Source organism: Pseudoalteromonas sp. KJ63-1 (assembly GCF_055808145.1).
Map to the genome: position 1 here is coordinate 2,235,114 of NZ_CM147855.1, position 12,513 is coordinate 2,247,626.

Below are 12,513 nucleotides of genomic sequence, written 5' to 3' on the forward strand. Positions count from 1 at the left end.
CCGCTTAGCATCGAAAACTAAATAGTTACGAGCTTTACAATCGTGTTCTAATTTGTCGTTACCACGCTTAAACAACTACAAGCGCGATACATCATTGAACAAAGCGAAACATGTTAGAAAAATGAGTAGCAAGGCTCCCACTTTAAAACCAAACTCTTGTGTCTTTTCAGAGACCGGCTTTTTACGAAAAAGTTCAATTATGTAATACATTAAGTGCCCACCATCAAGCACCGGCAGAGGAAGTAAATTAAATACTCCCAAATTAACGCTGATCAAAGCTAAAAAGCTTAAAAATGCGACTAATCCGTAACTAACACTTGTGCCTGCACCGACTGCAATGCCGACAGGCCCACTTAAATTTTTCACTGACACTTGACCAGTAATTAAGTTACCTATCATGTCAAAACTCAGCGTAATTAAACGCCATGTCTCTTTTGTGCCCAGCACAATACTATCTAGTGGCCCATAATGTCTAGTCTCAACAAAATCATCAGGCCACTGCTCTACAACTGGAGCAACACCTAAAAAGCCTTGTTCAACACCATTACTAACAACTCGGCTCTTTGGGGTAACTAATATGGTTTTTATACTATCTTGTCTTTTTACACTAAATTGTAAGGATTTGTTAGCCGATTGAGTAATAAGATTAACTAATTGCTGCCAACTGCTCATTGTTTCACCGTTTACAGCCAAAATAACGTCGTTAACCTGTAAATTTGCCTGTTCAGCAGCAGAGTCTTTGGTAATTGCAGCGATGGTGAGTGTTGCTTGAGGGCGAAACGGCACAATCCCCAACGAACTTAATGGCGGTACGTCTTGCTGATCAAGCTTCCAGCCATCGAGGTTAAGAGTTTGCGTTGTTTGTTGATAATTTTCGTTACGTAAAGTAATAGCAACGCTTTTATCACCCAAGTGCGACATCAAAGAGAAAGTCGCATCTTGCCAATTACTAATATCGTCATCACCAATTTTAATTATTTGCTGAGTAGGCAAAATGCCCGCTTGTTCTGCTCTGCTGCCTTCAACAACATTGCCTACAACCGGTTTTATGGTTTGTACACCCACCATATACATGACCGCTAAAGCAAAAATAGCGAATAAAAAATTCGCCATGGGCCCTGCTGCTACAATGGCTATTCGCGCTTGAACAGATTTAGCATTAAACGATAAATGACGTTGATTGGCAGGTACTTCATCAACACGCTCGTCTAACATTTTTACGTAACCACCCAGTGGTATTGCCGCAATCACATACTCAGTATTGTATTTATCGTGCCATTTTAATAGGGGTTTACCAAAACCAATTGAAAAGCGTAGTACCTTAACGCCAGCCTTGCGTGCTACCCAAAAATGACCATATTCGTGAACGGTCACTAAAATACCGAGCGCAAGTATAAACGAGCCTAAATTCCAAAAAATCGAACATTTTAATGTACCACTTTTGTTATAAACTGCGTTGCGCTTATGCGTGCTAAACGATCACACTCTAAAATTTCATCTAGAGTTTGCACATTAGTAAACTTTGCAGTCTCTAACGTTTGCGCATTCACTTTATAAATATCAGTAAAACTAATTTGACCTTGTAAAAATGCATTTACAGCCATTTCATTGGCAGCATTCACCGTAGTTGTTGCGCCCTGTCCCGCATCACACGCAGCAATTGCCAATTTTAAATTAGGGTAGCGCGAGAAATCAGGTTTGGTGAACGAAAAATCACAAATATCAGAAAAGTTTAGCGGTTTAACTCCCGCATCAATTCGCTGTGGAAAAGCAAGCGCATGCGCTATTGGGGTGCGCATATCGGGGTTTCCCATTTGCGCTAAAATAGAGCCATCTTGGTATTGCACCATAGAGTGAATAATACTTTGTGGGTGGATCACCACATCAATGTCGCTGGCATCACAGTTAAATAACCATTTAGCCTCAATAAACTCTAAACCTTTGTTCATCATCGTGGCTGAATCTACCGATATTTTTTGTCCCATTGACCAATTAGGGTGAGCAACCGCTTCACTGACGCTAACACTAGCAAGCGTATTAATGTCACGGTTTAAAAACGGCCCTCCAGAGCCTGTTAATAAAATTTTGCTAACACCATGCTGCTCAAGCCGTGCTTGTCCTTGGGTGTTTTGTAACGCACTAGGTAAACACTGAAAAATAGCATTATGTTCGCTGTCGATGGGTAATAAAGTTGCTTGGTGTTGTTTCACTTTATCAATAAACAACTGACCCGACATCACCAATGACTCTTTGTTTGCCAGCAGCACTTTTTTACCCGCTTCGACTGCGCTCAAGGTGGGTAGTAATCCAGCCGCACCAACGATTGCTGACATCACAGTATCAACATCAACATGCGCACAAAGCTCACTCATAGCTTTCTCGCCATGCATTACTTGTGTTTTACTCATGCCTTTTAAAAGTTCACAAAGCTGCTTAGCGGCTTGCTCTGAAGCCATAACAGCATAACGAGGTTGATGAGCAAGACACAACTCAGCCATTTTTTTTGCATTTTGCCCAGCGGCTAATGCGAACACCTTGAACTGCTGTTGATTTCTTGCAACAACATCTAACGTGCTAAGACCTATCGACCCCGTCGCACCCAAAATAACCAGTTGTTGCACTGCACTCATAAACTAAGTGTCCAAGCAAAGCAAATAACAAACATCGGCGCTGCTGCAGTTAAGCTATCAATGCGGTCTAAAATACCGCCGTGTCCAGGTAGGCAACTGCCGCTATCTTTAAGACCCGCTTCACGCTTAAACATACTCTCGAGTAAATCACCTACCGCAGAGAACAAAGCAATAAATGCTGTCATTACCGCATAAATAGGCCATACAGAAGTATCAACATTAGTGTAAAAACAAAAAGCCAATACAAATAACACCGCAGCAACCACGCCACCAGCAAGGCCTTCTATGGTTTTATTTGGACTAACTTTAGGCATTAACTTATGTTTACCGAAACTTTTACCGGTAAAGTAAGCGCCAATATCGGCACTCCATACAATACCCAGTACCACTAAAATCAGCATAGAACCATAGTGTGTTGATTCTGTATATTGCGCACTGCGAAGCGTATTAAGCGCAAGCCACAGTGGTACCAATGTCAGTAAACCGGCAATACCGCGCATTACAAGTCCTTCGTTCCAGCCTTTAGCCATAGCGGGGTAACGCCACACTAAATAACTTGCAACCAGCCACCACGAAAACGATAAGGTAAATAAGTAATTGGCATCACCTACAAGCTTGCCGTTCTGCCATAGGGTTTCTATCGGCCAATGTAAATTAAGTAAGCCTAGTAAAACTGCAACTAACAATACAAACGCACCGCGCTTTAGTTTATCGCATAGCCCCATAAAAGCAGACCATTCCCATGCGCCCATTAATACAATAGCACCCGCAAAATAACTAAATAACGTTAGTGGGGTGTAAAAAACCAAAGCCAGTGCTAATGGCGCTAGCACTAGTGAGGTTAAAATACGTTGTTTTAACAAAATGATGACCCTTAATCTATTTTAGGTTTGAGCGAGTAATTGTTTTATTTGTTCGCCCGTGCAACCAAAACGTCGCTCTCTGGCAACGTAACATGCAATGGCCTCTGCAAAAGCAGCTTCGTTAAAGTCAGGCCAAAGTGTATTGGTAAAATAAAGTTCAGCGTAGGCTGCCTGCCAAAGTAAAAAATTACTAATTCTGACATCGCCACCAGTACGGATCAGTAAATCAGGCTGTGCCTGATCTGCCATACTCATATGCTGTGCAATATGTTCTTCTGTAATGTCTGCGGGATCAATTTCCCCATTTGCTACTTGTAAAGCAACCAGCTTAGCAGCATGGGTCATATCCCAGCGACCACCGTAATTTGCCGCTACATTTAAGTGCAGGCCGGTATTATTCGCTGTTAGTTCTTGTGCAGTATGTACTTTCGCGCGCAAGCTTTCAGAGAATCGAGATAAATCTCCAATGATGGTTAGTTTTACGTTATTTTTATGCAGCTTTTTAACTTCTTTACTCAGTACAAATAAAAAAAGCTCCATTAATGTATTTACTTCGTCTTCAGGGCGGCGCCAGTTTTCACTACTAAAAGCAAATAAGGTCAACGATTGTATCCCTAATTTAGTACAAAACTGCACAGATTGACGAACTGCATCCACGCCCTTTTTATGCCCATATACACGAGGCCTATTTCTAGCTTGTGCCCAACGCCCGTTCCCATCCATGATGATAGCAACATGTTTAGGCAAACATTGCTGTGAAATTGTATCAGCGTCTAGAACCATAAATTTTGTGTATTCCATAAAAAAACGCCGCCTAGTATACCCCAGACGGCGTTTCAAAACTAATAAATTTAACCTGTACCCGTGATAATAAATCTACTTTAAGCAAATAATTATACAGCTAACAACCTTGTATTTACTGACAACTGAGTCGTCACTAAAGAGCAGTCACAATCTGTTACCCTTTAAAATCACACTATTAAAATAAAGTGCGAAGACTGATAAGCAGCGACTTAAATATCTAACCAAAGCTGTTTACTTGGGTCTAGAACAGTTATTAAATTTCCATCAACTCAGCTTCTTTTGCTGTTAGTTGTGTGTCCATTTCTTTAATGAACTTATCAGTGATTTTTTGAATTGCATCTTCACCTTGACGTGCTTCGTCTTCAGAGATGTCTTTATCTTTTAATAAGTTTTTAATATCGCCATTTGCATCACGGCGAATATTACGAATAGCAACACGTCCGCCTTCTACTTCGCCACGCACGATTTTAATTAAATCTTTACGACGCTCTTCAGTTAATGGAGGAAGTGGTACACGAATAACCGTGCCTGCAGACATTGGGTTTAAACCAAGGTCAGAAGCCATAATCGCTTTCTCAACTGCCTGAGCTAAAGATTTATCAAATACACCAATAGCCAGTGTACGTGAATCTTCAATAGTTACATTTGCAACTTGGTTTAGAGGCGTTGGCGCGCCGTAGTACGACACCATGATGCCGTCTAAAATTGCAGGATGAGCACGGCCAGTACGAATTTTAGATAATTGACTACCAAGTGCTGCTACACTTTTTTGCATGCGCTCTTGCGCATCTTTTTGAATATCGTTAATCACGGTTTAATCCTAATCTAGTTACTAACTTCATCTGAGGCTTGTGAAGAAATAAGGGTTCCTTCTTCTTCACCCATTATTACGCGCTTTAATGCGCCTGATTTATTCATATTAAATACGCTCAATGGCATATTATGGTCGCGAGCAAGAGTGAATGCCGCTAAATCCATTACTTTTAATTCTTTATCAATAATTTCATTGTAGCTTAAGTGACGGTAAAGTGTCGCTTCAGGGTTTTTCACCGGATCATCACTAAATACACCATCTACTTTAGTCGCTTTAATTACCGTATCAGCTTCAATCTCGATGCCGCGTAAACACGCCGCAGAGTCAGTTGTGAAGAACGGGTTACCTGTACCAGCGGCAAAAATAACAACGCGACCTGTTTTTAACAAGCTAATTGCTTCAGCCCAGTTATACGCATCACATACGCCATTTAATGGGATAGCTGACATTAAGCGACAATTTACAAACGCACGGTGTAGCGCATCACGCATAGCTAGGCCGTTCATTACGGTTGCAAGCATCCCCATGTGGTCACCAACAACACGATTCATTCCCGCTTCGGCTAATGAGCCACCGCGTAAAAAGTTACCGCCACCAATAACCAAACCCACTTCTACGTCGAGTTCTACGAGCTCTTTAATTTCTTGTGCCATACGATCTAAAACTTTTGGGTCGATGCCGAAGCCTTCGTCTCCCATTAAAGCTTCACCACTTAATTTGAGAAGAACACGTCTAAAAATAGGTTTGCGATTGATAGTCATAGTTTTGGGGCCAACTTTTATTGAATTATGGATAAAAAATAACCGCGCTTATGTTAAACATAAAAGCGCGGTTATTTTAAAGAATTTCTAAGCGTGACGCAAAAGCAAATAGTACTTTAATTGCATGTATTTTCCTTTTGCATCACAAATAGTATGTCTTACTGACCTTTAGCAGCTGCAATTTGAGCAGCAACTTCAGCAGCAAAATCTTCTTCTTTCTTCTCGATACCTGCACCAACTTCCATACGTACAAAGCCAGTAACTGTTGCGTTTTTCTCTTTAAGAATTTCGCCAACAGATTTTTTCGGTTCCATGATGAAAGCTTGACCAGTAAGAGAAACCTCACCAGTAAATTTCTTCATACGACCAACAACCATTTTCTCAGCGATTTCAGCAGGCTTGCCTTCGTTCATCGCGATGTCGATTTGTACTTGCTTTTCTTTTTCAACAACATCAGCAGGTACGTCATCTGGAGTTAGGTAATCTGGGTTTGAAGCAGCAACGTGCATTGCAACGTGCTTAAGTGTTTCTTCATCAGCAACACCCGCAACAACAACACCAATACGCTCGCCATGACGGTACTCAACTAGTTGCTCACCAGTGATGTACTGAAGACGACGTACATTGATGTTTTCACCAATTTTAGTTACTAGCTCAACACGGTCTTCTTCGAACTTAGCTTGTAAGTCTTCGATAGATGTAGTGTCAGCGATAGCAGCATCTGCAACTTTGTTAGCAAATGCTAGGAAGCTTGCATCTTTAGCAACGAAGTCAGTTTGACAGTTAACTTCTACAAGTACTGCAACACCCGCGTTTTGCTTGATGATGATAGTACCTTCAGCAGCAATGTTACCTGCTTTTTTAGCAGCCTTTGCAGCACCGCTCTTACGCATGTTTTCAATCGCTAACTCGATGTCACCATCAGTCTCAGTTAACGCTTTTTTACAATCCATCATGCCAGCGCCAGTACGCTCGCGTAATTCTTTAACTAGGGCAGTAGTTACAGCCATTAGTAAATCCTCAAATCTGAAATCAGGTTTAGATAAGCGGGTTACCCGCTCCACAAGAATAGCAAGTCTTCACCTTTAAAAGATGAAGACTTGATGACAGCTAATTACTCAGCTTCTACGAAGTCATCTTTTTCAGCTTGAGCAACGATGTTACTCTCACGGCCTTCAGTGATCGCAGCTGCAACAGCACTAGTGTAAAGGTTGATTGCACGGATAGCATCATCGTTACCAGGTACGATGTAATCAACACCGTCTGGGTTAGAGTTAGTATCAACGATTGCAACAACTGGGATACCTAGGTTGTTAGCTTCACGGATAGCAATGTGCTCGTGGTCAGCATCGATTACAAAGATAGCGTCTGGAAGGCCACCCATGTTTTTAATACCACCAAGGCTCTTTTCAAGCTTGTCCATTTCACGAGTAAGCATTAACGCTTCTTTCTTAGTTAACTTCTCGAAAGTACCGTCTTGGCTTTGAGCTTCAAGGTCTTTAAGACGCTTGATTGATTGACGAACTGTTTTCCAGTTAGTCAACATGCCGCCTAACCAACGGTGGTTAACGAAGAATTGATCGCTTTGTAAAGCAGCTTCTTTTACTGCTTCGCTTGCTGCGCGCTTAGTACCAACGAAAAGAACTTTACCTTTGTTTGCAGCAGCACCAGATAAAAACTTAAGTGCAGTGTTGAACATTGGTACAGTTTGCTCAAGATTGATGATATGTACACGGTTACGTGCGCCGAAGATGAAAGGCTTCATCTTAGGGTTCCAGTAACGTGCTTGGTGACCAAAGTGAACACCAGCTTGAAGCATATCGCGCATTGAAACGTTTGCCATTTTGTAAATCCTCTAAGTTGTTTAGGGTTAGGCCTCCACATATCCCATAGCACCAACACCGCAGTTAAATGAAACTGAAATGCACCCAAGTGTATGTGACGATACGTGTGTGTGTTAAAATAAAATTGTGTTTGCCTTAAATACAAAAAATCATTTAAGAATTTATTTGTAAAAAGACGGCGCGCTTTATACCATATTAAAAATAAATACTCAACGTCTCGTGCAAAAATTGTGCGACGATAATCATCTAAAAACGCAACTTTGGAGCCTCAATGAGCGCTGTGATTAAGACCCCTGAAGAAATCGAGAAAATGCGTGTAGCCGGCCGTTTGGCTGCTGATGTGCTAGAAATGATCGAACCACATGTGGTACCAGGTATCACCACCGATGAGCTAAATACAATTTGTCATGATTATATTGTTAATGTGCAAGATGCTGTTCCTGCTCCTCTTAATTATCATGGTTTTCCAAAATCAATTTGTACCTCAGTAAATCATGTAATTTGTCACGGTATTCCGAATGACAAAGCATTAAAAGATGGTGATAGTGTTAATATTGACATCACTGTTATCAAAGATGGTTACCATGGTGACACATCAAAAATGTTTCATGTAGGCACGCCTAATATCCAAGGTAAACGTCTTGCAGAAGTCACTCAAGAAAGTCTTTACCTTGCCATTAAAATGGTAAAACCGGGTGTTCGCCTTGGTGATATTGGTGCCGCTATTCAAAAATATGCAGAGAGCTTTAACTACTCTATCGTACGTGAATACTGCGGCCATGGTATCGGTAGCGAGTTCCATGAAGAACCACAGGTAATGCATTACGGTAAAGCAGGCACTGGCGAAACATTAAAAGCAGGTATGTGTTTAACTATTGAGCCTATGGTAAATGCGGGCAAACGCCAATGTAAATTACTCAAAGACGACTGGACTGTGGTAACAAAAGACCGTAGTTTATCCGCTCAATGGGAACACACCTTACTAGTAACTGAAAATGGTGTTGAAATTTTAACACTACGATCAGATGATACAATCGATAGAATTATCGAGCACTAATTAAGTGCGCGCTTAATCGCGGTAGTAACAGGTTTTGCCTGTATATCGCTTAAGTGGTTTGCTGTAAGGGGCTAACATAACTTATTGCCCTTACAGCAAATATATTATAAAAATAAATCTCAAACTTATAATGCAGTCCATATATAGGAGCCAGCCTAAGTGGCATTACCTAACAAAGTAAAAAAGTTGCTCAATGATGCTGAGCAATTAAGCGATTACCGCGATTGCTCCGCCTATTTCTATAAATGGTTGCATAATGAATTCTCAAAACAACCGGTTGGTAAATTAATTAATGCCCGTGCAGAATTTATTGACCGACTGCTGATCAAACTTTTCCAAGTTTATGATTTAGCTCACGAACCAGATCTCGCTTTGATAGCAGTAGGTGGTTATGGTCGTGGCGAGCTACACCCCTACTCTGATATAGACTTTTTATTACTTGTTACGAAACAGCCTAATGATGATATTTGCGAAAAAATCGGTCAGTTTGTCACTATGTTGTGGGATCTTAATCTCGAGATAGGCCACAGTGTTCGTACTATTGAACAAGCCATCGAGCAAAAACGTGAAGACGTTACCTTTGCCACCAGCTTATTAGAAAGCCGTCTCATTTTTGGCAATCATATTGAGTTTGAAAAACTCAAAAACCATATTATTGAAACACCGGTTTGGGGCTCAGGTGAATTTTTTGTTGCAAAAATACAAGAACAAAATTTGCGTCACAGAAAGTGCCACGGCACAGCCTATAATCTAGAACCAAATATAAAAGAAAACCCAGGGGGTCTGCGCGACCTGCAAACTATTATTTGGGTGGCTAAAAAGCACTTTAGAGCCGAAACTCTGCAAGAGCTAATTAATCACGGCTACCTGACCCACGAGGAATATCAAGAGCTGTTAGAGTGTCTTGAAAATTTATGGAATATTCGTTTTGCGTTACATTTAGCTGCAGAACGTTCAGAAAACCGTTTATTGTTTGATCACCAACCCCAAGCTGCAGAAATTTTAGGCTTTGGTAGCGATGGTAAGGCTTCGGTTGAGCGCATGATGAAACGCTTATTCAGAATTATGAGCCGAGTACGAGAGCTCAACCAGATGTTGCTTTCGTATTTTGAGCAAAGTATTTCGCCAGACAGTAGTCAAGCGACCGTTGAAGAACTCGATCTCAACTTTGAGCGCGTTGGCCATCAAATTCGAGTAAAAAGCCCATCAGTATTCTTTAGGCGCGATCAACTTTTTGTATTGTTTGAGCATATTGCTGACCATCCAGAAATCACCCATATATACCCGAGCACTATTCGCACTATTCGCCAAGTTCGTCGTCGTTTATTGGGCGACCTACAAGACTACGCGGCCTGCCGAGAAGCTTTTCTACGAATCATAAAGCATCCTAATGGTATGGGACGTGCTTTTACGCTGATGCACAAACACGGCATGATTGCCGCTTATTTGCCGCAGTGGCGAAATATTTTTGGCCAAATGCAGTTTGATTTGTTTCATGCCTACACGGTTGATGAACACACCCATAAGCTAATTAATAATATTTATCAGTATTTTGATAAAACCGGGATTAGCGAATTCCCAATTTGTAGCGAAATTGTCACGCGTATGGATAAACCGGAGCTACTGTATTTAGCCGGTATTTTCCACGACATTGCCAAGGGACGTGGGGGGATCACTCTGAGCTGGGCGCTGTTGACGCCATTGCTTTTTCTAAATTGCATGGCTTTGCATCATCCGATGGTAAGTTAATTTCTTGGCTTGTTAGCAATCACTTACTTATGTCAGTTACGGCGCAGCGTAAAGATATAAACGACCCAGATGTAATAAAAGATTTCGCATCGCGAGTAAAAACAGAGCGTCAGCTCGATTACCTCTATTGTTTAACGGTCGCCGATATACGCGCTACCAATGACAACTTATGGAATGACTGGAAAAACACGCTACTTCGTGAGCTATACTTACATACACAACGCGCTTTGCGTCTTGGGCTTGAAAATCCAATGGATCAACGCGACCAAATTCGAGATAAGAAGCATCAAGCTAAGCAACGCCTGATTAATTTGCATTATCACGAGGAACAAATTGACTTAACTTGGAGTCGTTTTAAAGCGAATTACTTTACCGCCTTTAGTGAACAACAAATTTCGTGGCATACAGAGCATTTACTAAAATGCACTGACTTGAGCCTACCTAGTGTTATTGTCTCGAATAAAGCAATGCATGGCGGTACTCAAGTATTTGCATACAGCCCTTACTCAGGTGGACTATTTGCTCGATTAGTCAGTGTTATTGGCTCTAAAAAAGCACAAATTCAACACGCCCAAGTACTGACCACCAAAGATGGCTACGTACTGTTTAACTTTGTTATTTTAGAAGTTAATGGCGACCCAATTGCCAGTAGCCGTGCACAATCTATTAAACGCGGATTAGAGCAAGCATTGAATGATCCGCGTAAAAAAATACGTTTTAAAAAGAGCCGCTCACAACGCTTTAAAGACTTTAATATTAAACCAAAAATTGTACTGCGCCCGCACCCTCGTAAGGACCGTAGTTTAATAGAAATTCAAGCGGTTGATATACCCGGGCTATTAACTAAAATAGCCGAGGTTTTCCAAGCTTACTTACTCCACATACATGCCGCACGCATTACCACGGTAGGCGAGCGCGCAGAAGATTTCTTTGTGGTATCTAATAACGAATATCAAGCGCTGACTGATGAAGAGCAAGCAAAAATTCATCAGGCATTACGTAAAAAACTCAACGCCGAAATTGAATAAGAGGACACTATGTCAGATTTAAAAACCATGATTGAAAATGCGTGGGATAACCGCGACAGCATTAGCCCAGCAACCGTATCAAGCGATGTTAAACAAGCAATTATTGATGCACTTGAGCTATTAGATAGTGGCGCAGCGCGTGTTGCAGAAAAAATTTCTGGCGAATGGGTTGTCCATCAATGGCTTAAAAAAGCCGTGCTGCTTTCATTTAGAATTCGTGAAAACCAACCAATGAATGATGGCGTGAATCAATTCTACGACAAAGTACCACTTAAATTTAGCGACTATACGCCGGAGCAATTTCAGCAAGGCGGCATGCGCGTGGTACCAAACGCCGTAGCGCGTAAAGGTAGTTTTGTAGGGAAGAATGTTGTACTAATGCCATCGTATGTAAACATTGGTGCTTACGTTGATGAGGGCACTATGGTTGATACATGGGCCACTGTAGGTTCATGTGCTCAAATTGGTAAGAATGTACACTTATCAGGCGGTGTGGGCATAGGCGGTGTTTTAGAGCCGCTACAAGCAAATCCTACCATCATTGAAGACAACTGCTTTATTGGCGCACGTTCAGAAATTGTTGAAGGCGTTATTGTTGAAGAAGGTGCGGTTATTTCAATGGGTGTTTACATTAGCCAAAGTACCCGCATTTACGACCGTGAAACCGGTGAAATTCATTATGGTCGCGTACCTGCTGGTGCTGTTGTGGTTCCAGGAGCTCTGCCTTCAAAAGATGGCACTCATAGTTTATACGCTGCGATTATTGTGAAAAAAGTTGATCAACAAACACGCGAAAAAGTAGGCATTAACGCTCTGCTTCGCTCAATTGATGATTAATGAGCCGTTGTAAGTTTTTAGCTGTAAGCACTGAATAATTTGATGTTAAACGTAGGTTAGGTAGAGTAAAACGAAACCCAACGACACATTAAAGTTAAGTGTATTCGCTAAAATTTAATTACATAC

General features: G+C 41.3%; 10 protein-coding genes and 1 pseudogene. 3 read left to right on the forward strand and 8 right to left on the reverse strand.

All coding sequences use genetic code 11. From position 1 onward, the window contains the following. Nucleotides 1–75: 75 nt before the first annotated feature. From rseP to rpsB, 8 genes are all read right to left on the reverse strand, one after another. Nucleotides 76–1,419 carry a sigma E protease regulator RseP gene (gene rseP, locus AC0L7Q_RS10675; protein ID WP_418157352.1) on the reverse strand — a complete coding sequence of 448 codons (1,344 nt, stop codon included), beginning with the start codon at nucleotides 1,417–1,419 and terminating at the stop codon, nucleotides 76–78. Nucleotides 1,420–1,427: 8 nt separating this feature from the next. Further along, a complete protein-coding gene (gene ispC, locus AC0L7Q_RS10680; protein ID WP_413402652.1) occupies nucleotides 1,428–2,630 on the reverse strand; it encodes a 1-deoxy-D-xylulose-5-phosphate reductoisomerase in 1,203 nt (400 codons plus the stop codon). Beyond that, nucleotides 2,627–3,493: a phosphatidate cytidylyltransferase gene (locus AC0L7Q_RS10685; RefSeq protein ID WP_055012767.1), complete on the reverse strand. Its 867-nt coding sequence runs from the start codon at nucleotides 3,491–3,493 to the stop codon at nucleotides 2,627–2,629. The genes ispC and AC0L7Q_RS10685 overlap by 4 nt, the downstream gene beginning before the upstream one ends. Nucleotides 3,494–3,514: 21 nt before the next feature. After that, entirely contained in the window at nucleotides 3,515–4,294 is a 780-nt protein-coding gene (locus tag AC0L7Q_RS10690; RefSeq protein ID WP_138605040.1) for an isoprenyl transferase, read from the reverse strand. A 256-nt stretch (nucleotides 4,295–4,550) separates the two neighbouring features. Further along, the gene (gene frr / locus AC0L7Q_RS10695) at nucleotides 4,551–5,072 is read right to left on the reverse strand and encodes a ribosome recycling factor (protein WP_218651693.1); all 522 of its coding nucleotides are present in this window, start codon (nucleotides 5,070–5,072) and stop codon (nucleotides 4,551–4,553) included. A 50-nt stretch (nucleotides 5,073–5,122) separates the two neighbouring features. Then, a complete protein-coding gene (gene pyrH / locus AC0L7Q_RS10700) occupies nucleotides 5,123–5,872 on the reverse strand; it encodes a UMP kinase (protein ID WP_138605042.1) in 750 nt (249 codons plus the stop codon). Between the two features lie 158 nt (nucleotides 5,873–6,030). Beyond that, entirely contained in the window at nucleotides 6,031–6,882 is an 852-nt protein-coding gene (gene tsf, locus AC0L7Q_RS10705; protein ID WP_010388114.1) for a translation elongation factor Ts, read from the reverse strand. 104 nt (nucleotides 6,883–6,986) lie between these two features. Next, entirely contained in the window at nucleotides 6,987–7,715 is a 729-nt protein-coding gene (rpsB, locus tag AC0L7Q_RS10710; RefSeq protein WP_013465430.1) for a 30S ribosomal protein S2, read from the reverse strand. A 272-nt stretch (nucleotides 7,716–7,987) separates the two neighbouring features. Here rpsB and map point away from each other — a divergent pair, with 272 nt between their 5' ends. The 3 genes and pseudogenes from map (at nucleotide 7,988) to dapD (ending at nucleotide 12,387) form a co-directional block, all read left to right on the forward strand. After that, on the forward strand, nucleotides 7,988–8,773 hold the full coding sequence (map, locus tag AC0L7Q_RS10715; RefSeq protein WP_054202413.1) for a type I methionyl aminopeptidase: 786 nt from the start codon (nucleotides 7,988–7,990) through the stop codon (nucleotides 8,771–8,773). A gap of 159 nt (nucleotides 8,774–8,932) precedes the next feature. Then, a pseudogene (gene glnD / locus AC0L7Q_RS10720) lies at nucleotides 8,933–11,550 on the forward strand ([protein-PII] uridylyltransferase). Nucleotides 11,551–11,559: 9 nt separating this feature from the next. Next, nucleotides 11,560–12,387 carry a 2,3,4,5-tetrahydropyridine-2,6-dicarboxylate N-succinyltransferase gene (gene dapD / locus AC0L7Q_RS10725; RefSeq protein WP_008110994.1) on the forward strand — a complete coding sequence of 276 codons (828 nt, stop codon included), beginning with the start codon at nucleotides 11,560–11,562 and terminating at the stop codon, nucleotides 12,385–12,387. Nucleotides 12,388–12,513 lie beyond the last annotated feature (126 nt).

Coding starts and splice junctions, on each gene's coding strand:
- AC0L7Q_RS10690 (WP_138605040.1), bottom strand. CDS start 4,294: ATGGAATACACAAAATTTATGGTTCTAGACGCTGATACAATTTCACAG.
- dapD (WP_008110994.1), top strand. CDS start 11,560: ATGTCAGATTTAAAAACCATGATTGAAAATGCGTGGGATAACCGCGAC.
- ispC (WP_413402652.1), bottom strand. CDS start 2,630: ATGAGTGCAGTGCAACAACTGGTTATTTTGGGTGCGACGGGGTCGATA.
- tsf (WP_010388114.1), bottom strand. CDS start 6,882: ATGGCTGTAACTACTGCCCTAGTTAAAGAATTACGCGAGCGTACTGGC.
- frr (WP_218651693.1), bottom strand. CDS start 5,072: ATGCAAAAAAGTGTAGCAGCACTTGGTAGTCAATTATCTAAAATTCGT.
- map (WP_054202413.1), top strand. CDS start 7,988: ATGAGCGCTGTGATTAAGACCCCTGAAGAAATCGAGAAAATGCGTGTA.
- rpsB (WP_013465430.1), bottom strand. CDS start 7,715: ATGGCAAACGTTTCAATGCGCGATATGCTTCAAGCTGGTGTTCACTTT.
- pyrH (WP_138605042.1), bottom strand. CDS start 5,872: ATGACTATCAATCGCAAACCTATTTTTAGACGTGTTCTTCTCAAATTA.